The organism is Hymenobacter frigidus (assembly GCF_014640435.1).
GTDB lineage: Bacteria > Bacteroidota > Bacteroidia > Cytophagales > Hymenobacteraceae > Hymenobacter > Hymenobacter frigidus.
The window spans coordinates 108061-128969 of record NZ_BMGY01000009.1 but is presented as its reverse complement, the minus strand read 5'-3'; the positions used below and the strand labels follow the sequence as shown (position 1 = coordinate 128969).

General features: G+C 63.1%; 13 protein-coding genes and 2 tRNA genes. 10 read left to right on the top strand and 5 right to left on the bottom strand.

The genetic code is table 11. The annotated features are described in order from the left end of the window. Positions 1-27 precede the first annotated feature (27 nt). Entirely contained in the window at positions 28-915 is an 888-nt protein-coding gene (locus IEW17_RS21235) for a TerB family tellurite resistance protein (protein ID WP_188561347.1), read from the bottom strand. Positions 916-974: 59 nt separating this feature from the next. Beyond that, entirely contained in the window at positions 975-1166 is a 192-nt protein-coding gene (locus tag IEW17_RS20840) for a hypothetical protein (protein WP_229748857.1), read from the bottom strand. 6 nt (positions 1167-1172) lie between these two features. On the opposite strand from IEW17_RS20840, the gene IEW17_RS07125 reads away from it, so the two are divergent. Next, positions 1173-1247: transfer RNA gene (locus IEW17_RS07125), tRNA-Val, on the top strand. A 101-nt stretch (positions 1248-1348) separates the two neighbouring features. Next, positions 1349-1426: transfer RNA gene (locus tag IEW17_RS07120), tRNA-Val, on the top strand. Between the two features lie 177 nt (positions 1427-1603). On the opposite strand, the gene IEW17_RS07115 is transcribed toward IEW17_RS07120, so the two are convergent. After that, positions 1604-3622, bottom strand: coding sequence for a monovalent cation:proton antiporter family protein (locus IEW17_RS07115; protein WP_188561346.1), 2019 nt, complete (start codon positions 3620-3622; stop codon positions 1604-1606). A 367-nt stretch (positions 3623-3989) separates the two neighbouring features. Here IEW17_RS07115 and IEW17_RS07110 point away from each other — a divergent pair, with 367 nt between their 5' ends. From IEW17_RS07110 to IEW17_RS07080, 7 genes are all read left to right on the top strand, one after another. Next, positions 3990-5375 carry an Nramp family divalent metal transporter gene (locus tag IEW17_RS07110; protein WP_188561345.1) on the top strand — a complete coding sequence of 462 codons (1386 nt, stop codon included), beginning with the start codon at positions 3990-3992 and terminating at the stop codon, positions 5373-5375. A gap of 144 nt (positions 5376-5519) precedes the next feature. Next, on the top strand, positions 5520-7976 hold the full coding sequence (locus tag IEW17_RS07105; RefSeq protein ID WP_188561344.1) for a TonB-dependent receptor: 2457 nt from the start codon (positions 5520-5522) through the stop codon (positions 7974-7976). 38 nt (positions 7977-8014) lie between these two features. After that, entirely contained in the window at positions 8015-8407 is a 393-nt protein-coding gene (locus tag IEW17_RS07100; protein WP_188561343.1) for a hypothetical protein, read from the top strand. 145 nt (positions 8408-8552) lie between these two features. After that, entirely contained in the window at positions 8553-13061 is a 4509-nt protein-coding gene (locus tag IEW17_RS07095; RefSeq protein ID WP_188561342.1) for a CusA/CzcA family heavy metal efflux RND transporter, read from the top strand. A gap of 43 nt (positions 13062-13104) precedes the next feature. Further along, positions 13105-14283 (top strand): efflux RND transporter periplasmic adaptor subunit, encoded by a 1179-nt coding sequence (locus IEW17_RS07090; protein ID WP_188561341.1) that lies wholly within the window; start codon positions 13105-13107, stop codon positions 14281-14283. A gap of 42 nt (positions 14284-14325) precedes the next feature. Next, the gene (locus IEW17_RS07085) at positions 14326-14658 is read left to right on the top strand and encodes a YnfA family protein (RefSeq protein WP_188561340.1); all 333 of its coding nucleotides are present in this window, start codon (positions 14326-14328) and stop codon (positions 14656-14658) included. Between the two features lie 44 nt (positions 14659-14702). Then, complete coding sequence (locus IEW17_RS07080) at positions 14703-16769, top strand: heavy metal translocating P-type ATPase (protein WP_188561339.1); 2067 nt, start codon at positions 14703-14705, stop codon at positions 16767-16769. 514 nt (positions 16770-17283) lie between these two features. On the opposite strand, the gene IEW17_RS07075 is transcribed toward IEW17_RS07080, so the two are convergent. Both IEW17_RS07075 and IEW17_RS07070 read right to left on the bottom strand, forming a co-directional pair. Next, positions 17284-17970 carry a sensor histidine kinase gene (locus tag IEW17_RS07075; RefSeq protein WP_229748856.1) on the bottom strand — a complete coding sequence of 229 codons (687 nt, stop codon included), beginning with the start codon at positions 17968-17970 and terminating at the stop codon, positions 17284-17286. Next, the gene (locus IEW17_RS07070; protein ID WP_188561337.1) at positions 17967-19289 is read right to left on the bottom strand and encodes a tetratricopeptide repeat protein; all 1323 of its coding nucleotides are present in this window, start codon (positions 19287-19289) and stop codon (positions 17967-17969) included. The genes IEW17_RS07075 and IEW17_RS07070 overlap by 4 nt, the downstream gene beginning before the upstream one ends. Positions 19290-19731: 442 nt before the next feature. Here IEW17_RS07070 and IEW17_RS07065 point away from each other — a divergent pair, with 442 nt between their 5' ends. Continuing rightward, positions 19732-20901: a hypothetical protein gene (locus tag IEW17_RS07065; protein ID WP_188561336.1), complete on the top strand. Its 1170-nt coding sequence runs from the start codon at positions 19732-19734 to the stop codon at positions 20899-20901. Positions 20902-20909: the final 8 nt, after the last annotated feature.

Genomic DNA, 20909 nt, shown 5'->3' with positions numbered 1-20909 from the left:
GGAATGTGGGTGTTGCGAAGGAGCGAACTAGCGCCCGCCGAAGAGGCCGCCGAGCAGGCTGCCCATGCCGCCGCCGAGCAAGCCGCCCAAACCGCCGCCGCCGGCACTGGCCGGCTGCGAGTTGGGCCGGCCGCCCAAGCCGCCCAGAATCGACATCATCGAGCCCAGACCGCCGCTACCGATGGCCGAGCCCTGTTGGGGCATGCTTTCTGCCCCCGAGTTGCCACCGCCCAGCAGCCCGCCGAGCATGCCGCCGCCCAGCAAGCCACCCAGCAAGCCGCCCAGGCCGCTGTTGGCCGCGCCGCCGAGCAGGCCGCCCATGCTGCCCCCCATCAGGCCACCGCCGGGGTTCGTGTCCTGGCGCTGGCCACCGCCCATCACGCGGGAGATGACCATAGGAGCCACCACGCCCAGCAGGCCTGCCATGAGCGCGCCCTTGGGAATACCCACGCTGGACAGCTTATCACCGATGCCGCTTAGGAAACCCTGTTTGCCCGGGTCTTGCGGGTCGTGGGCTACGGTGGCGGCTTGGTCCACTACGGTTTCCAGGGTGTGTTGCTGTTCGGCGTTGATGCCGAGGTACTGCGACATCTTGCCAATCATGGCCTCTTCGTCGTTGGCGTAAGCGCCATCGGCCCGCGCAAAGCTGATGAGGTCGGTAACCAGGGAAAAGCGCAGGTCGCTGCCTTTAAGCACGTCGAGGTGCTGCTGAATGCTTTGGTTGCTGGCATCCTGGGCGGCGGCCAGTACTTGCTGGGTAGCTCCACCCGATAGGCCCGCCTGCTGCGCCAGGGCCTGCAGGAACTGTCCTTCGGCTCCGGAGGCCTGCCGGTCGGCAGTAGCCAGGCTGGCAATGGCACTGAGGTAAGCGGTTTTTTCTGCTTCGGAATAGTTCTGGAGAAGTTGTGTGTCCATGGTTGGAGGAAAATTATGGCGAGAGTTGTTGTTTTTGCTCCTTAACGTGGCCGGTCCGATTACGTTGCTGGGCCATTGAGCACATTATTCGCAATGCTTTGGCAGAAAAAAATTAAAAATTTCCGGGTCTGAAAATGAATTTGTTGCTGCAAAAAAAGGCCCCAATTAACCGGGGATTCAGGTATTAATTCGGTGACATGTTTGGCATTTCCAAAAAGACCCGCCATCTTTGCAATCCCAAACGGGAACATGCAGACGGGGGATTAGCTCAGCTGGTTCAGAGCATCTGCCTTACAAGCAGAGGGTCACTGGTTCGAACCCAGTATTCCCCACATTGAAAAACAGGCACTTAGGCGTAACACCAAGTGGCTATTTTATTTTTGGTTTACAATTCGGTTTACACAGGCATGGCTCACGCCTTGCTCTTTTACTTGGGAGGTTAGCTCAGTTGGTTTAGAGCGCTTGCTTCACACGCCAGAGGTCGAAGGTTCGAATCCTTTACTTCCCACCATTATTATCAGCCACTCAGCTTAATTGCTGAGTGGCTGTTTTTTTGTCTGAACATCTTGTCAGGGGCTTGGCTCAGATGGGTGGTTGTGCATTGGTGCAGGAACCCAGGGCCGCTATTCTGAACCGCAACGAGCGGGCCGTTTGGTGCCTGCGTTGGGGGAGTAGCGGCCCGCAGGTTTCAAGTCTCGGTGGGCTGCATTTCGTGCACCAGATGCTCTACCTGGGCGGGCTTGCCAAACACGTAAAGCATGTCGTGGAGCTCAATAATGGTGTCGCCCGTGAGTTCATCCAGCATCAGGCCGTTGCGGCGGATGGCCAGCAGGCTGAGGCCGAAGCGCTGCTGCACCTCGGCCTCACACAGGCGTTTTCCGGCCAGGCTGGTTTGTAGGTTGGACTCGACGGGCACGGTGGCCAGCTCGACATCGGGTAGGCCTACGTGCATGGCCGACCACGTGGCGGGGGTGAGCGAGTGGGGGCGCAGCATGGCGTGGGTGCCCCGCCGCAGCTCGGTGATAAGCTTTTCAATATCGGTGAGCGGCACCAGAAAGCGGGCCAGTACGTGGGCCAACACTTCCATGGAAGTTTCCTGCTCTTGTGAAATCACCTCGGTAGCGCCCGCGTGGTACAGGTTTTTGCGCTCGTACACGTAGCGGCTGCGCACCAGAATACAGGTTTTGGGATTGAGCCGCCGAACGGTAACGACGGCCCGCAGCGTGGCGGCGGGGTCGGAGATGGCCATCACCACCACCCGGGCGCGGGCCACGCCCAGGTGCGCCAGCACGTGCTCGTGGGTGACGTCGCCGTACACGATGTGCTCGCCGCGCTTCAGGGCGCGGTGTACTTTGTCGGCATCGGCTTCGACGATGATGTGGGCGAGGTTGGCAAATTTGGCGGCCCGTACCACGTAGCGGCCGTTCAGGCCGAAGCCCATCACCACCAGGTGGTCGGAGAGGGGGCTGTCTGGGGCGGGGATGGCCGGCGGGGCCGCCCCGTTGTGGGCGTGCAGGTGCTGCTCGAGGCGCAACGGCAACGGCAGGCGCATCAGCCAGGCCACAAAGGGGCGCCCCCCCGCCATCACCAGGGGCGTGAAGCACATGGTGAGCACGGAAATAGCCAGGAATAGCTGGTAGCTGTCGGGGGAGATGAGGCCCGCCTGCAAGCCCGCCCGCGAGAGTACGAACGAAAACTCGCCGACCTGCGCCAGGGCCAGTCCGGCCAACAGGGTTTCGCCCACGGGTGCGCGCAAAAACACGGTGGCAAATGGCGTGAGCAGCATTTTGAGCGCCATCACGCCCAGCGTGAGGAACAGGATTTGGAGCGGGTGGGCCAGCAGCACGTGCACGTCGAAAAGCATGCCGATGGACACGAAAAAGAAGCTGGCAAAAATCTCGCGGAACGGCAGCACGTTGCTCACCGCCTCGTGGCTGTACTCGGACTCGGAGATGATGAGGCCCGCCAAAAAAGCCCCCAACGCCATCGAAAGCCCCGCTTTTTCGGTGAGAAAGGCGACCCCCAGGCACGTGCCGATGATGGTGAGCAAGAATAGCTCGCGGCTGCGGGTGCGGGCTACGGCCAGCAGCAGCCGGGGCATCAGGTACCGCGCTCCGAGGACCACCACGGCCAGCACGCCCAGAATTTTGAGTAGCATCAGGCCTATGGCCAGTAGGGGGCTGCCGGTGGCCTGCCCGCTCAGCAGGGGCACCAGCAGCATCATGGGCACCACCACCAGGTCCTGAAAAAGCAGGATGGCCAGCACGATTTGGCCGTGCACGGACTCCACTTCCATGCGCTCCTGCATCAGCTTGAGCACAATGGCCGTGCTGCTGAGCGAGAGCAGGAACCCCCAGAATACGGCCGTGCTCAGCGTGGTGCCGGCCGCCAGGGCCAGCACCGCCACGGCCAGCACCGTGAGCGCCACTTGCAGCGTGCCCCCCAGAAAAACCGCCCGCCGGATGCGCGCCAAACTCTGCATCGAAAACTCCAGCCCGATGGTGAACATGAGCAGGATAACGCCCAGTTCGGCCACCTGGTCGACCTTGGTGGGCATTTTCACCAGTCCCAGCGCATATGGCCCGGCCAGCATTCCGGTCACCAAAAACCCGATGATGGAAGGCAGCCGGAGCCGCATAAAGAGCAGGGTCACTCCCACCGAAAGCAGCAGAATGACCAGCAAATCATACAGTAAGGAAGAATGCATGGCTTCCGTTGTTGGTTGGCACCCCAGGCAGTGGGCCGGCCCACTGCCTGGCAGCTAAAGATAAAACAGGCGGGCGGGCGGGAGTATGATGAAAATCAGGACGGTGGCTTGGTCCAACGTGAGGGTGAGCCCAGCGCGTCCGTGCGGTTGTCGAACGGTGGGCCGCATCCGCAAAGGATGAGCGGCCGCTTGCGCCAACGAAAAACCGCGTGCGGCCCGTGGTAAACCGCGTACGGGTCGGCGGAGGCAATACTTTTTCATGATTGGCAACAATTTGTTGACGAAACCTGTAATTAGGGCGGCTTAAAATAATTTTTAGGGCAGCCTAAATTTAGTTACCTTGCAGCATCATTCAGTACCCTTGGCGATGTTTCCTCTAGTTGCTTCTCCCGCGCCTCCACCCGAAGCGGCTGGCACCCCCGTTCCTCAACCCGAAGCCGGCTGGCGCCACCCGCGCACGGCCCCGTCGCTACGGGAGGTGTTTGGCACCATCAAGGTGCCGCCCGCTAGCGCCTCGTTCTGGCGCAAAATGTTTGCCTTCTGGGGACCGGGGCTGATGGTGGCCGTGGGCTACATGGACCCCGGCAACTGGGCCACCGACCTGGCCGGGGGCTCGCGCTACGGCTACACGCTGCTCTCGGTCATTCTGATTTCCAACTTATTCGCCATGCTGCTGCAGCACCTGGCGGCCAAGCTGGGCATCGTATCGGGGCGCGACCTGGCCCAGGCCTGCCGCGACCACTACTCCAAGCCCGTGGCCATGGTGCTGTGGTTTTTGTGCGAGGTGGCCATCGCCGCCTGCGACCTGGCCGAAGTCATCGGCTCGGCCATTGCGCTAAACCTGCTTTTTGGCCTGCCGCTTACCTGGGGCGTGGTGCTCACCGTGCTGGATGTGCTGGTGGTGCTTTACTTCCAAAACAAGGGTTTTCGGGTGATTGAAAGCATCGTGGCCGGCCTCATCGTTATCATCTTCGGCTGCTTTGTCTACGAAATCATCGTTTCGAATCCTGACTACTACGCCATGCTCGGCGGCTTGGTGCCCCGGCCCGAAGTGGTGACCAACCCGCAGATGCTTTACATCGCCATCGGTATTCTGGGCGCTACCGTGATGCCCCACAACCTGTACCTGCACTCGAGTATCGTGCAGACGCGCCAGATTGAGCAGACCGAAGCCGGCAAGCGCATGGCCATCAAGTTTGCTACCATCGACTCCACGGTGGCGCTGTTTCTGGCGTTTTTCGTGAATGCCGCCATTCTGGTTACGGCCGCCGCCACCTTCCACAAGGGTGGTATGTACGAGGTGGCCGATATTAACGACGCCCACAAGCTGCTCACGCCCGTGCTTGGGGCCGGGGCCGCCAGTACGCTCTTTGCCGTGGCCCTGCTGGCTTCCGGCCAAAATTCTACGCTGACGGGCACGCTGGCCGGCCAGATTGTGATGGAGGGCTTCCTCAATATCCAGCTCCGGCCGTGGCTGCGCCGCCTGCTCACCCGCAGCATTGCCGTGGTGCCGGCCTTGGTTGTCATTCTGCTATATGGCGAAAAAGGGGCCGGCCAGCTGCTGGTGCTGAGCCAGGTTATTCTGTCCTTTCAACTCAGTTTCGCGGTGGTGCCGCTGGTGCTGTTCACCAGCAGCCGGGCCAAGATGGGGGTGTTTGCCAATAGTGCAGTCGTCAGGATTACTGCTTGGCTAGTGTCGGGCATCATCATCGCCCTGAACGTTTACCTGCTGTTCCAGACCTTTTTCGACTAGCTGAAACAAGCACTATGCCCCAGCGGCTCGCCTATTGAGCCGGCGAAGCAATCCAGCCGAGTCGCCTTGCTTCGGCTGTCCTTTTATCCGCTATTGAAGCGTGGGCCGGGCTCTTTCAGCCGTTGGTTTTTGAAGTCTCCTGCCATGAAACTTATCCTACTATTACTGGTGCTGCCGCAGGCGCTGCTGGCCCAGACCGGCACCCTTACGGGTACTGTGCGTGACACGCAGCAGCGGCCCGTGCCGTTTGCCAGCATCGTGCTGCCCGCCGCCGGACTGGGGGCCACGGCCGATGCCACCGGCGCATTCCGGGTGGCCGAGGTGCCGGCCGGCACCGTGCGGGCCGTGGCCAGCGCGGTGGGCTACGCCAATGCCACCCGCGATGAAAACCTGAGCGAAGGCCAGACCCTGAACGTGTCGTTTGTGCTGGCTGCCGTGCCCGCTGAACTGCAGGAAGTGGTGGTGACGGGCGTGAGCCGGGCCACCGAAATCCGGCGCAGCCCCGTGCCCATCGCCACTCTGAACCGCCGCGAAATCAGCCTGAATGCCAACACCAACGTCATCGACGCGGCCGTGCGTGGTATTCCGGGCCTGAGCGCCGTCACCACCGGCCCCAACGTGTCGAAGCCCTTCATTCGGGGCCTGGGCTACAACCGGGTGCTGACCATGTATAACGGCCTGCGCCAGGAGGGCCAGCAGTGGGGCGACGAGCACGGCGTGGAAGTGGACGGCTACGATATCGAGCGGGTGGAAGTAGTGAAAGGCCCCGCCAGCCTGCTCTACGGCTCCGACGCCGTGGCCGGCGTGGTGAACCTGCTGCCCGGCCTGCCCAGCGGCCCCGAAGGCCAGCTGCGCGGCGAAACCCTGGCCGAATACCAGTCGAACAACGGCCTAATGGGCAACTCGCTGGGCCTGAACTACCAAAAAAACGGGTTCCAGACCAGCTTCCGGGCCAGCCACCGCCTGGCCCGCGACTACCGCAATAGCGTGGACGGCGCGGTGTACAACACCGGCTTTCGGGAGCTGACGCTCACGGGCATGGCTGGCGTGAATAAGGCTTGGGGCAGCTCGCACTGGTACCTCACGCTCTACGACAACCAACAGGAGATTCCGGATGGCAGCCGCGACTCGCTAAGCCGGCGCTTCACCCGGCAGGTGTTGGAGAATGGCCAGGACGACATCAAGAACCGGCCGCTGGTGAGCGACCGGGAGCTGCGCGATTACGCCATCGGCCCGCTGCACCAGCGCATCCGGCACTACCGGGTGTTCACCAAAACGCAGGTGCACCTGGGCGGCGGCGAGCTGCACCTGCTACTGGGCGTGCAGCAGAACCGCCGCGAGGAATTCAACCACCCCACCGCACCCGCCCAGCCCGGCCTGGCCCTGAACCTGACCACCTACACCTACGACGTGCGCTACCACCTGCCCGATTGGAAAGGCCTGCAAACGAGCGTGGGCAGCAACGGCATGGGCCAGCTGAACCGCCATCAGAATGCCACCGACTTCCCCATTCCGAACTACGACCTGCTGGACGCGGGCGGCTTCCTGCTGCTCAAGAAGCCCCTGGGCAAGCTGGAGGTGAGCGGCGGCCTGCGCTACGACACGCGCTTGGTGAACTGGAACGACTTCCACGTGGCCCCGAACCCCGCCACGGGTTTCGACGGCCGGGCGGCGGCCGGGGCGGCGGGCGGGACGCTGCAGTTTCCCGCGTTTCGGCGGCGCTACCGGGGCGTATCGGCCAGCCTGGGCGCGAGCTACGTGGCCACCGAGCGCCTCACGCTGCGCGCCAACCTAGCCCGCGGCTACCGCGCCCCCAATATCCCCGAAATCGGCTCCAACGGCCTCGACCCCGGCGCCCACATCGTGTACCTCGGCAACCGCGGCTTCGAGCCGGAGTTTAGCTGGCAGCAGGACGTGGGCGTGCTCTGGCACCAGCCCACGCTCGACGTGAGCGTGGAGGTGTTCCACAACTACGTGCAGGCTTTCATCTACCAGGCCCGCCTGCTCGATGACGCGGGCCAGCCGGTGGTGGTGGTGCCGGGCAACACCACCTACCAGTTTCAGCAGGCCGCCGCCCGCCTCTACGGCCTTGAAGCCAGCCTGAACCTGCGCCCCGCCGCCCTGCCCTGGCTGGCCTGGAACAGCAGCGTGGCCCTAGTAAACGGCGAAAACGCTGACGCCACGCTGCGCGAAACCCAGGGTACCGCCGGCCGCTACCTGCCCCTGATTCCGCCGCTGCGGGCCCGCAGCGAGCTGCGCGCCACCCTGCCCGCCGGCAAGGGCCGCCTCACGGGCACCTACTTCCGCGCCACCGTGGACGGCAGCGCCCGCCAAAACCGTTTCTACGCCCTGGATAACACCGAAACCGTCACGGCCGGCTATGCGCTTCTGGGATTAGGGGCCGGCACTACATTCACCAGCCGCGCTGGTCGCTCAGTGGCCCAGCTGTTTGTGCAGGTCGATAACGTGTTCGACACCGCTTACCAGGCCCACCTCAACCGCCTGAAGTATTTCGAATATTACGCCGCTATCTCCAACGGCCGTTCGGGCATCTACAACCCCGGCCGCAACGTGGGCGTGAAGGTGGTGGTGCCGTTCTAGGGTAACTACTTGTCGTGGCAAGTGTACTTTTGCCCCGGATGCGCTTCCTCCATCTCCTGTTCTCCGTGTATTTCGGCCTGCTCTCGTGCTTGCCGCCGAATGTGGACGCGCACGAGCTAACGGAGTCGCTGGCCCTGCGCGACCACCACGAGCAGGCTCATCACGACAGCTCGCTGCTGGATTTTCTGCTCGACCACTACGCCGGCCAGAACCACAGCCACGACGACCACGGAAACGACCAAAAGCACCAGTCACTGCCCTTCCACCACGCCCACGACTGCTCGAACGTACTCGTGGCCTGGACTACGCCCGCCGTGGTGTTCCTGACGCCGCTACCCGCCCTGGTTCCGGCCGGTGCGCAGCTAGTGGACTACGCCGCCAGGGCCCCCACGGGCGTTTCGAATCCCTGCTGGCAGCCACCCCGGGCCTAAACTCCTTCCGCGCTTTTCCGGTCTTGCCGACGGGCTCCACGACGCGCGGAGTACGGGCATCGGCGCTTGTGTACGGGTTTCAATTCAGACCCAACCGCCGCCGACCGGCTTCTTTCTTGGTTAGGGTTTTTACTAAAGCGGCTTCATGTTCGACCGGCTGATTCATTTTTCCATTCACAACAAGCTCATTATCGGGCTGCTGACGCTGGCCCTGGTGGCCTGGGGCGGCTACTCGCTCAGTCGGCTCCCGATTGACGCCCTGCCCGACATTACCAGCAACCAGGTTATCGTGTACACGGTGGCCCCGTCGCTGGCCGCGCCGGATATTGAGCGGCTCGTTTCCTTCCCTGTGGAGCAGAGCATGGCCACCATACCCGGCCAGGTCGAAGTGCGCTCGTTTTCGCGCTTTGGCCTCTCGGTGGTCACCATCGTCTTCGAGGATAATATTGATATTTACTGGGCCCGCCAGCAGGTGGGCGAGCGGCTTAAGGAAGCTGAAAGCCGGATTCCGGCCGGCTCTGGCCGCCCTGAGTTGGCCCCGGTTACCACCGGCCTGGGCGAGATTTACCAGTACCTGGTGCGGGCCAAGCCCGGCTACGAAAAGCGCTACAACGCCACCGAGCTGCGCACCATTCAGGACTGGATTGTGCGCCGCCAGCTGCTGGGCACGCCCGGCGTGGCCGACGTCAGCTCCTTCGGCGGCTTCCTGAAGCAGTACGAAGTGGCCCTGGACCCGGAGCGGCTACGCTCGCTGGGCGTGACGATAAATGAGGTATTCCAGGCCGTGGCCGCCAACAACCAGAACGCCGGCGGGGCCTACCTCGACCAGAACCCCACGGCCGCCTTCATCCGCACCGAAGGGTTGGCCAATTCGCCGGCCGATATCGGCAACATCGTCGTTCGGAGTACCTCCGCGGGCTTGCCCATTTTGGTGCGCGACGTGGCCGAAGTGCGCCTGGGGGCCGCCGTGCGCTACGGGGCCATGACCCTGAACAACCAGGGCGAGGTCACCGGCGGGCTGGTGCTCATGCTCAAAGGGGCCAATGCCGCCGAAGTCATCAAGGACGTGAAGACGCGCATGGCCACCATCCGCAAAACCTTGCCGGAGGGCGTGACCGTAGAGCCTTTTCTGGACCGCTCCGCTCTCGTGGGCCGGGCCATCAGCACCGTCACCAAGAACCTGCTGGAGGGCGCGCTGATTGTGATTTTCGTGCTGGTGCTGTTTCTGGGCAACTGGCGGGCCGGTTTGGTGGTGGCTTCGGTGATTCCGCTGGCCATGCTGTTTGCCGTGAGCATGATGCGCCTGTTCGGCGTGTCGGGTAACCTGATGAGTCTGGGGGCCATCGACTTCGGGCTGATTGTGGACGGCGCGGTCATCATCGTGGAGGCCATTGTGCACCGGCTGCACGGCGGGCACGCGCCGGGCCACGCGGCCGGCGGCCAGCTTACCGCGGAGGAGATGAACGACGAAACCTACCAGGCGGCTTCTAATATCCGCTCGTCGGCGGCGTTCGGCGAAATCATTATTCTGATTGTGTACCTGCCGCTGCTGGCCCTGGCCGGCATCGAGGGCAAGATGTTCCGGCCCATGGCCGAAACCGTGGCCTTCGCCATTCTGGGGGCTTTTATTCTCTCACTCACCTACGTGCCCATGATGTCGGCGCTGGCCCTAAGCCGCTCCACCGCAGTAAAAAAGAACTTTTCTGACCGGATGATGGCCTTTTTTACCCGCCTTTATCACCCATTGCTGAAGGGCGCGCTCCGCCACCAGGCGCTGGTGCTGACGGCGGCCGGGGGCCTGCTGGTGGGGGCCTTTTTCCTGTTCCGCACGCTGGGCGGCGAGTTTATTCCGCAACTCACCGAAGGCGACTTTGCCGTGGAGATGCGCACGCTCACGGGTTCGTCACTTAGCTATACCATTGAGAAAAGCCAGCAGGCAGCGGGCATTCTCAAGCGGCAGTTTCCGGAGGTGAAAAAAGTGGTGGGCAAAATCGGGTCTAGTGAAATTCCGACCGACCCCATGCCCGTGGAAGCGGGCGATTTGATAATCATTCTCAAGGACCAGAAAGACTGGACCTCGGCTGGCTCCCGCGAGGAACTGGCCGATAAGATGGCCGCTGCCGTGAGCGTGATTCCGGGCGTGACGTTCAGCTTTCAGCAGCCCATTCAGATGCGGTTCAATGAGTTGATTTCGGGAGCGAAGCAGGACGTCGTACTCAAAATTTACGGCGAAGACCTGCAGCAGCTAGCCGATTATGCCCAGCAAGCCGGCCGGTTGGCCCGCCAGGTGAAAGGGGCCGAGGACGTGTACGTGGAACAAGTGACCGGCCTGCCGCAAATTGTGGTGACGCTGGACCGTAACCGCCTCGCGCAGTTCGGCCTGAACGTGGCCGACGTGAACCGCACCGTGCAAACGGCCTTCGCCGGTGAAACCGCCGGCCAGATATTCGAGCAGGAACGCCGCTTCGACCTGGTGCTGCGCCTGCGCTCCGACCTGCGCAAGGACATCAACAGCGTGCGCCGCCTCTTTGTGGCCGCGCCCAACGGCCGGCAGGTGCCCCTGGAGCAGGTGGCCAATGTGGAGCTGCGCGAAGGCCCCAACCAGATTCAGCGCGACGACGCCAAGCGCCGCATCACGGTGGCCTTCAACGTGCGGGGCCGCGACGTGCAAACCGTGGTGGAAGAGCTGCAAAGCAAGCTGGACCGCCAGCTGAAGTTGGCCCCCGGCTACTACACCACCTACGGCGGCCAGTTCGAAAACCTGCGTCAGGCCACCGAGCGGCTGAGTATTGCCGTGCCGGTGGCGCTGCTGCTCATCTTTGTGCTCCTCTTTTTCACCTTCCGCTCCCTGAAGCAGTCGGTGCTGATTTTTACGGCTATTCCGCTCTCGGCCATTGGCGGGGTGGCGGCTTTGTGGCTGCGGGACATGCCGTTCAGTATTTCGGCCGGTGTAGGCTTCATCGCCCTGTTTGGGGTGGCCGTACTCAACGGCATCGTGCTCATTGGCTACTTCAACCAGCTCAAATCCGAAGGCATCACGGACCTCACCGAACGCATTATGCGCGGCACCGAGGTGCGCCTGCGGCCCGTGCTGATGACGGCCACCGTGGCCTCGCTCGGCTTCCTGCCCATGGCGCTGGCTACCTCAGCCGGGGCCGAAGTGCAGCGACCCTTGGCTACGGTGGTCATTGGCGGGCTGGTGTCGGCCACCCTGCTCACGCTGCTGGTGCTGCCCGTGCTCTATACTTTGAGCGAACGGCGGACCTCACCCCCCCGGCCCCCCTCTCCCGCGGAGAGGGGGGAGCCAGACGATTCAAAACCGCGCATGACCGGCTCCCCCCTCTCCGCGGGAGAGGGGGGGCGGGCCCCGGAGGGGTCTCGTGAGGTTACGCTGGCCGGCTTGCTCCTACTGCTTCTGCTGCCGCTGCTCACCCACGCCCAGACTCCGCTCACCGCGCCCCAGGCCGTGACCCAGGCCCTGCAAACCAATGGCACCGTGCTGGCCGGCACCCGCGCAATTGAAGCCCAGCAGGCCGTGCGCCGGGCTGCCTACGACTTCGGTCGCACCATCGTTACGGGCAGCTACGGCCAGTACAATTCGCAAAACCGCGATACGCAGTTCAGCGTCACGCAGGCGCTGGTGTTGCCCGGCGTGTACCGCAGCGCGGCCGGCCTGGCCGATGCCCGCATTGCCGGCCAGCAGGCGCAGCTGCAGCAGGTGCAGGCCGAATTACGTCGCCAGGTGCGTTTGAGCTACGAGCAGGCCGTGCACGCCCGCCACCGCCTGCGGGTGCTGCGCGGGCAGGACAGCGTGTATTCCGAGTTTCTGCGCGCGGCCAACCTGCGCTTCAAAACTGGGGAAGCCGCCCGTCTCGAACCGGCTACGGCGCTGGTGCAGCAGGGCGAAATACGGACCCAGCTGCTGGCCGCCCGCACCGATTTCCGGGTGGCCCGGCGCCAGCTGCAAGCCTTGCTGCAGGTGCCCGCTGCGGTGGCCGTGGCCGACAGCCTGCTGCGCCCCCTGGCGCTGCTGGGCGCGGCCTCGCCGGCCGATTCTGCCGCGCCCGCCGGGGCTGATACGCTGCTCCAGCGCGCCAATCCCCAGGCGCGGGTGCTGGCCCAGCAAGTGGCCGAGCGCCGCGCCGAAACCCGCGTGGTCCAGGCGGCGGGCCTGCCGGAGTTCACGGTGGGCTATCTGAATCAAAGCATTATCGGCTACCAGCGGCTCGATGGCGTGGGCACCGAGCGCTACTTTGGCAGCGACTCGCGCTTTCAGGCTGTGCAGGCCGGCGTGGCCGTGCCGCTGTGGCGGCAGCCGCAAAAAGCCCGGGTGCAGGCCGCCCGCCTGCAGGAGCAGGTGGCCCAGGCGGGCTACGACCGGTACCGCGCCCAGCTGGCGGGCCGGCTGGATGAACTACTGGCCCGCCGCGCCGAGCAGCAGCAGCGCCTGGCCTATTTCCAGGCCACGGCCCTGCCGCAGGCGGTGGTCATTACGCGCCTGTCTACGCTGGCCTACAAGGCGGGCGAAACCGGCTACTCCGAATACCTGCTCAACCTGGAGCGCGCCCGCCGCCTGCGCCTCGACTACCTCGACACGCTGCTGCTGCACAACCAGACCGTCATCGAGCTGGAATACCTCCTGGGCAGCGAGTAGCCCTTGCGCTACCACCCGGCTTTCCACCCTCAGAAAATCAACTATGCGATACTTAGCAACCGCCTTTTTACTGGTTAGCCTGCTAGCTGGCTGCGGCAAAAAGGAAGATTCTGCCGATAAAAAAGGAACTCCCGAAGCTTCTGCCCCTAAAGAAGCGGCCGAAAACGGTGCCCCTGACCGCGTCACGCTCACGGCGGACGAGCAGCAGCAGGGCGGCATTCGCCTCGGCACCTTTACCCAGCGGCCCATGAGCGGCGGCCTTAAAGTCAATGGCGTGCTCGATGTGCCCCCGGAAAACCTCGTGTCCGTGAGTGCGCCAATGGGCGGGTTTATCGCCCGCACCGATTTGTTGCAAGGCTCGCGGGTGCGCAAAGGGCAGGTGCTGGCCACCATCCGCAACCCCGATTTTGTGCAGCTGCAGCAGGATTATCAGGAAACCCGCAGCCAGCTCAAATTTGCCAAAGCCGAGTACGAGCGGCAGGGCGAGCTGTACCGGCAGGAAGTAGCGCCCCAGAAAAACTACCAGCGCGCCCAGGCCGAATACGAAGCTCTGCAAGTGAAAACCAATGCCCAGGCCGCCCGCTTGCGCCTGGCCGGCCTGCCCATCGGGGGCGCTATGGTGAGCACGGCCACGTTGCGCGCGCCCAAAAGCGGCTTTGTGAAGGCGGTGAACGTGAGTATCGGGCAGAGCGTGACACCCACCGATGTGCTGTTTGAAATTGTGAACCCCGAGCACCTGCACGTCGAGCTGACGGTGTTTGAGCGGGATATTCCGCAGGTCAGGAAAAACCAGCTCATTCGCTTTTCGCTCGGCAACGACTCGGTGGGCCAGGAGCGCACCGCCCACGTCTACCTCATCAGCAAAACCATCAGCGACGAGCGCACCGTGCGCGTGCACGCCCACCTCGACCGCGAAGACGAGCAGCTGCTACCCGGCACCTTCGTGCGGGCCGTTATCGAAACCAACCGCGTGACCGTGCCCACGCTGCCCGAAAAGGCGGTGGTGCAGTTCGGCGCGCAGGCCTACATTTTCGTAACTGCCGACTCAGTCACCAAGGCTGGTGCCGCTACCTACCGCATGGTGCCCGTGACGCGGGGCGTGAACGAGGACGGCTACACCGAAGTGCACCTGCCCGCCGCCGAGCAGGGCCCGGCGCTGCGCGTGGTAACGGAGGGCGCCTATTCGTTGCTGGGCAAGCTCAAAAACGCTGAGGAAGAGTAACCGCATTAGTGCCCGGGTTTGCCACCATATTTTTTTGCCGCCATGTTCCCAATTCTGAAACCTTTGCTGGTCTTTTTTCTGGCGGGCCTTTGCGAAATAGGCGGTGGTTACCTGATGTGGCAGTGGCTAAAGGCCGACCGACCCGGCTGGATGGGCGCGGCCGGGGCCGTACTGCTGATGCTCTACGGGTGGGTGGCTACCTGGCAACCCACCTCTTTTGGCAAGACCTACGCCGTATACGGGGGCGTGTTTATCGTCATGTCTATCGCGTGGGCCTGGTACTTTGATGGGTTTCGTCCCGACCGTTTTGATATTATTGGTGGGGTGGTCTGCTTCTTGGGCATCGGCATTATCCTGTTTTGGCCCCGCGCCTGAGCAATTTGCGTCCTTTTTTTGTTTGTGCTTTGCCTTCCGTAGTCATGCCGAACCCTTCATCCGACGATACCAACGAAGCGCTGAACACGGCCAAGCAGGTGCAGCCCGAAAACGTGGGAGCCCTCACCCGCGCCCAGCTCACGCCCGCGGCCGCCGCCGCTCCCCAGGGCCACGATGTGCCCGGCCATGACCACGCCGGCCACTCGCACGACCATGACCATGACCATGACCACGGCCCCGCCGGCGACAATCCCTACCTGGTGCCGGGCATCAGCTTGGCACTGCTATTGGCGGGCCTCGCGCTGGATTATTACAAAGCCGACTTTTTCACTGCCTACGTGCGGCTGGCCTGGTACGGGCTGGCTTTTGCGCTGGTGGGCTGGAAAGTCATCAAAGCCGCCGTGCTGAGCATTCCCAGCGGCAATATCTTCAACGAATTTTTGCTGATGAGCATTGCCACGATTGGGGCTTTTGCCATTGGCGAATACCCGGAGGGCGTGGCCGTGATGCTGTTCTACACCGTGGGCGAGCTGTTTCAGGACGCCGCCGTGAACCGGGCCAAGCGCAGCATCCGCGCCCTGCTCGAAATTCAGGCCACCGAAGTCACGGTGCTGCGCGGCGGCCAGAGCCTGGTGCTCGACCCCAAAGTGGTGCAGGTCGGCGACGTGCTCGAAATCCGGCCCGGCGAAAAAGTCGCCCTCGACGGCACCCTGAACACCGCCCCGGCCAGCTTCAACACAGCCGCGCTCACCGGCGAGTCGGTCCCCCAAACCAAGCAGCCCGGCGAGGTGGTGCTGGCCGGCATGATTAACCAGGAAAGTCTGGTACAAGTCACCGTCACGGCGGCTTTTCAGGACACCAAGCTCTCAAAAATCCTGGCCATGGTGCAGAACGCCGTGGGCCGCAAGGCCAAAACCCAGCAGTTCATCACCAAGTTTGCCCGGGTCTACACGCCCATCGTGGTGGCGCTGGCGGTACTGCTCGTGCTGGTGCCCTACTTCGTGGTCGATGACTACGTGTTTCGCACCTGGCTCTACCGGGCGCTGGTGTTTTTGGTGATTTCCTGCCCGTGCGCGTTGGTTATCAGCATTCCCCTGGGCTACTTCGGGGGCATTGGGGCCGCTTCCAAGGCGGGTATCCTGTTCAAAGGCTCCAACTTTCTTGACGTGCTGCGCGAAATTGATACGGTGGTGATGGACAAAACCGGCACACTCACCCAGGGCGTGTTTGCCGTGCGGCAGGTGCAGCCCGCCCCCGGCACCGAGGCCGCGCAGCTGCTCCGCCTGGTCGGGGCGCTCGAAGCCAAGTCCACGCACCCCATCGCCAAAGCGGTGGTGGCCCACGTGGGCGCGGCCACGGCGGGGGTGCCCGTCGAAAGCGTGGAGGAAATAGCCGGCCACGGCCTGCGCGGCAAGGTGGAAGGCCGCGACGTGCTGGTCGGCAACGCCAAGCTCCTCGCCAGGTTCGACGTGGCCTACCCGCCCGAAGTCGACCAGGTACTGGACAGCATCGTGGTAGCGGCCATCGACGGCCGCTACGCCGGCTACCTCACCGTGGCCGACGCGCCCAAGGAGGATGCCGCCCGCGCCATCCAGGAGCTCCGGGCCGACGGCATCACCAGGCTGGTCATGCTTTCCGGCGACAAGGACAGCATCACCCAGCGCGTGGCCAAGGAGTTGGGCATCAGCGAAGCCCACGGCGGCCTGCTGCCCGAAGACAAGGCCCGCTACGTGCAGCAATACCTGGCTGAAGGCCGCAAGCTGGCCTTCGTGGGCGATGGCGTGAACGACGCGCCCGTGGTGGCCCTGGCCGATGTGGGCATTGCCATGGGCGGCCTGGGCTCCGACGCTACCATCGAAACGGCGGATGTGGTCATCCAAACCGACCATCCCAGCAAAATTGCTACTGCCCGCCGCATTGCCCGCGCCACCCACCGCGTGGTGTGGCAAAATATCTGGCTGGCTTTCCTGGTGAAGGCCATCGTGCTGGCCCTCGGGGCCGGGGGCCTGGCCACCATGTGGGAAGCCGTGTTTGCCGACGTGGGCGTGGCGCTGCTGGCCATTCTCAACGCCGTGCGCATTCAGCACATGGATTTCACCAGCAAGCCCTAAGGGCCGCCGCTACAGCAGTTTCGGGAGTTGCCGTAGCGGCAGCTGGCTGTGCCATTGCCAGCTGCAGCACAACTGATGCGCCGGATAAAAGCCCTGGAACCATGTCCTTGGATGCGGGTATTCATTATGATGGGAAATAAATTACTCGGAATAGTGAAAGTTAATACTTTATTACTATATTTATAAAAAATGTTAATCATGCCATGGCTTCCTCCTTTCCTTTCCATTCTGAACTACTGGACACGGCCGAAGCGGGCGTTTTTCATACGCACCCACGATGTCGGATAGGGCAGGGGATTGAGGGGGCCAGCCGGGTTGCGGGCACCGGAGAGGGCCGCCAGGAGTGTCCGTTTTGCTTTGTGTTGGGGCAGTTTCAGGCCAACCGCGCATTGCGTGGGTACGGCTACTCAACCGCTCTGGCGGGCGGCGCGGCGCGGCAGGAAGAAGGCTTATTGGGAATCAGATAAGAATAATTTTACCAATAGAGCAGTTCCGGGGTTGGCCGGCGGCAAACTTAGCCCGGCAGGCAAATCGTAAATTCAGTAAATACTCCTTCCTGGGAATCGACCGTGAGAGTGCCGTGGTGGCACTGGGTTACAATATCGTACGAGAGCGACAGGCCCAGCCCGGTGCCTTCGGTGGTGGGCTTGGTGGTGAAGAAGGGTTTGAAAATGTCTTGCCGCACAGACTCCGGAACGCCAGTGCCGTTGTCGTAAATTTTGATTTCGACGGAGTTGGCCGTCAGCCGTTGCGTTGAGGCCCGCACTTCGGGCCGGTAACCAGCCGCGTCCGTTTTGGCCCGCTGCTGCACGGCGTAAAACGCATTGGTGAACAGGTTGAGCAGCACCCGTCCCAGCTCGGGGGCTACGGCGGGCACCAGCCCCAGCTCGGGGGCCAGCCGGGCCGTGCGCAGGGCGTGGAATGTGGGGTCCTTGGCGCGCAGGCCCTGATAGGCCAGCCGGAAGTATTCCTCCACCAAGGCGTTGAGATTGGTCAGGGCCTGGGGCGTGCTGCTGTTGCGGGAGCGGGCCAGCATGCCGGCAATAATGGTGGTAGCCCGCTGGCCGTGCTGGCTGATTTCCTGCAGGTTTTGCTTGAGGCCGGCCAGTAAAAACTCCTGGTCGGCGTCGCGGGACGGGCGGGGGGCATCGCCGGCAATATCGTCGACCAGCAAGGTGCTCACCTCGGCAAAGTTTTTCATGAAGGCCAGCGGATTTTGCAGCTCGTGGGCAATACCCGCCGTGAGCTCGCCCAGAAAGGCCGTCTTTTCGCTCTGCACCAGCTGGGTCTGCGTGTCTTTGAGCTGTGGGTGAGGGCGTTGCTCAGGTCGTCGCGCTGCCGGGCAATCTGGGCGTTTTGGGCATTAAGCTGTTGGTTGGCAAGCTGCTTGTGGCGGTTGTTGCGCCACAGCAGCAGCAGGGCCGGCACGGCGCTGGCCAAGGCGGCCAGCAGCCAAAGCTGGCGGCGCTCGTGGGTGGCTTGGGCTTGCTGCTCGGCCAGCTCGCGTTGGCGCAGCCGCTCGTTCACATCCAGGGCCTGCAGCTGGGTCATCTTGGTCTGGCTAAACAGGCTGTCGCGGGTGGCGCTGGCCAGCGCCAGATAGCGGAAGGCCGCGGCGCTGTCTTGCCGGGCGGCAAATGCCGCCGCCAGAAACTGGCTGGCTTCGAGCACGCCTTTGGGGTAGTTGCTTTGCTGCCCGACCCGTAGTGCCTGCCGCCCGAAGTATATGGTGGAGTCGGCGCGGGCCCCGGCTTCCTGCTGCCAGAGGCGGGCCTGGCCCAGGTAGGCGCGGCACAGCGCAAAGGTGATGCGCTGGCCCTGCGCCCGGCGGATGCTGCCGCGGTAAAACTGCCGGGCCAGGTCGGGGCGGCCCATGCCGGAGTAAATATTGCCCAGCATGGCCGCGTCGCCCACTTCGCTCACCAGGTCGTTGTTGGCCAGGTCAAGCTCGTAGCCTCGCCGGGAGAACAGCACCGCCGAATCGAGGCGGTGCAACTGTTGGTAGGCATTGCCAATGTTGCCCATCACGCGGGTCAGGAGCTTGGTATTCTTGCTTTTTTCGGCTACTGCTTTGGCTCGGAAAAAATAGGCCAGCGCGGTGCGGCTGTTGCCCTGCTCCCAGTTGAGGTAGCCCAGCGCATTCAGCCCGCGCCCAATGAGCTCCGGCTCACGCAGCTCTTCGGCCAGCCGTAAGCCGTGCAGGCCCACTTGCAGGGCCGCCGGGTAGTTGCCGGCTTCCCGAAACCCAGACCCCAGCCGAATAAGGGCCAGACTTTCGCCCCGCCGGTAGTGCAGTCGTTGCGCCAGCTGCAGGGCCTGCTTGCCATAGGCAATGGCGGCCAGGGGAGTGATTTGGGTGTACTCGTAGGCCAGCTGGGTCAGTAGCAGCACACGGCCCGTATCGGGGGCGGAGGTGGCCAGCTGTTGCTGCAGGCTATCTATTCGGGCCGTAGACTGAGGTGGCCCGGTTGCGGGCACCAAGCTCAACCACCACGTTAGCAGCTCACAAATCATTCTCATACAAGGAAATGGAAAGCGCTGTATGTGTGTAATATAAATAGCGGATGACGCAGGGGCGGCGGGCAGCCGGGATAATAGCGCGGCCGCTGGTGCGCCCGGCCGGCCAGACTGTTCTCCTGCTTATAGGTTTGGCAGTGGCTTCGGGTAAAAAATGGTAAAAGGCTGGGTGAGTGACTAAATATATTGTTGCCAAAGTAATAATATTATCTAATATAAAGAAGGCTGCGGCGATGCATCCGGCAATTTGCCAGTGGCGCAGCGCCTCTTTGCGGGGCTGCGCTCCTGCGTTTTGGGGTTTTGGCGAGGCGTTTCCGCGCCTTGTTTCGTGCTTCACGATGCTGAGCCGGAGCCCCGAATGGCGGCCCGGGTTTTTCTTTGTGGTTCCGCCGAGCCTTTCCATCGTTAAGCCGGTTGCGAAGCTGTCCTTATTGCCCCCCTGCCCATGCCCTTGCTTGAAGTAGCCGATGCCCGCCTGGCGCGCCAGTTTATTGAGTTGCCGGCCCGCCTGCACCGGGCAGAGCCCAACTACATTGGCCCGCTCGAAAACGAGGTGGAAGCCGTGTTCGACCCTGCCAAAAACCCCCTGCTAACCAATGGCGAAGTCGTGCGCTGGGTGTTCACCGACGCAGCGGGCGTGGTCATTGGCCGGGTGGCGGCGTTTCTCGACCGCGACGCGGTGGACGTGCAGAACCCCGACCTGCCCACCGGCGGCCTGGGCTTTTTTGAGTGCACGGAGGACCAGTCGGCGGCCAACCAGCTATTCGACGCGGGGCGGAAGTGGCTGGCCCTGCGCGGCATGCAGGCCATGGATGGCCCCGTCAACTTCGGCGGGCGCGAGAAATTCTGGGGCCTGCTCATCGATGGGTTCGACCGCCCGCCCAACTACGGCATGTTCTGGCACCCGCCCTACTACCAGCGGCTGTTTGAGGAGTACGGGTTTCAACTTTACTTCAAGCAATACACCTGCTACCGCACCATCACGGCGCCGCTACACGCCAGCTTCGCGAAGCGCACCGAGCAGCACGCGGGCGAATTCCGCTTTGCCCATGCCCGCAAGCAGGATGGAGAGAAGCTGGCCGCCGATTTTCACCACGTATATAACCTGGCCTGGGCCAAGCACTCCGGCGTGAAGCCCATGACGATGGACCAGGCCCGCAACATGGCGCGCGAGATGAAGCCCGTAGTGGACGAGCGCCTGCTCTGGTTTGCCTACCGCGGCGCTGAGCCGGTGGCCTTCTTCATGAGCCTGCCCGAATTGAATCAGATTTTCCGGCACATTGGCCGGCGGCTCAATTTGGTCGGTAAAATCCGGTTTCTGTGGGAGCAGTGGCGCTACATGCAGCGGCGCGACAAGCGCATGTTCGGCATCATCTACGGCGTGGTGCCCGAGTACCAGGGTAAGGGCGTGGACGCGGCCATGCTGGTCTACGCCCGCCGGACGTTCCTCGACGCCGGCTACGCCGACCTGGAAATGAACTGGATTGGTGATTTTAACCCCCGCATGTTGGTTACCATCCGCTCCATCGGGGCCAGCATCGTGAAAACCCACGCCACGTACCGGTACCAGTTCGACCGGGAGCGGCCGTTCGAGCGGATGCCGATAATACGATGATTACAGAC

Excerpts from the sequence above, each read along its gene's own strand:
- IEW17_RS21235 (WP_188561347.1), bottom strand. The coding sequence starts at position 915 with ATGGACACACAACTTCTCCAGAACTATTCCGAAGCAGAAAAAACCGCT.
- IEW17_RS20840 (WP_229748857.1), bottom strand. The coding sequence starts at position 1,166 with ATGTTCCCGTTTGGGATTGCAAAGATGGCGGGTCTTTTTGGAAATGCC.
- IEW17_RS07115 (WP_188561346.1), bottom strand. The coding sequence starts at position 3,622 with ATGCATTCTTCCTTACTGTATGATTTGCTGGTCATTCTGCTGCTTTCG.
- IEW17_RS07110 (WP_188561345.1), top strand. The coding sequence starts at position 3,990 with ATGTTTCCTCTAGTTGCTTCTCCCGCGCCTCCACCCGAAGCGGCTGGC.
- IEW17_RS07105 (WP_188561344.1), top strand. The coding sequence starts at position 5,520 with ATGAAACTTATCCTACTATTACTGGTGCTGCCGCAGGCGCTGCTGGCC.
- IEW17_RS07100 (WP_188561343.1), top strand. The coding sequence starts at position 8,015 with ATGCGCTTCCTCCATCTCCTGTTCTCCGTGTATTTCGGCCTGCTCTCG.
- IEW17_RS07095 (WP_188561342.1), top strand. The coding sequence starts at position 8,553 with ATGTTCGACCGGCTGATTCATTTTTCCATTCACAACAAGCTCATTATC.
- IEW17_RS07090 (WP_188561341.1), top strand. The coding sequence starts at position 13,105 with ATGCGATACTTAGCAACCGCCTTTTTACTGGTTAGCCTGCTAGCTGGC.
- IEW17_RS07085 (WP_188561340.1), top strand. The coding sequence starts at position 14,326 with ATGTTCCCAATTCTGAAACCTTTGCTGGTCTTTTTTCTGGCGGGCCTT.
- IEW17_RS07080 (WP_188561339.1), top strand. The coding sequence starts at position 14,703 with ATGCCGAACCCTTCATCCGACGATACCAACGAAGCGCTGAACACGGCC.
- IEW17_RS07075 (WP_229748856.1), bottom strand. The coding sequence starts at position 17,970 with ATGAAAAACTTTGCCGAGGTGAGCACCTTGCTGGTCGACGATATTGCC.
- IEW17_RS07070 (WP_188561337.1), bottom strand. The coding sequence starts at position 19,289 with ATGAGAATGATTTGTGAGCTGCTAACGTGGTGGTTGAGCTTGGTGCCC.
- IEW17_RS07065 (WP_188561336.1), top strand. The coding sequence starts at position 19,732 with ATGCCCTTGCTTGAAGTAGCCGATGCCCGCCTGGCGCGCCAGTTTATT.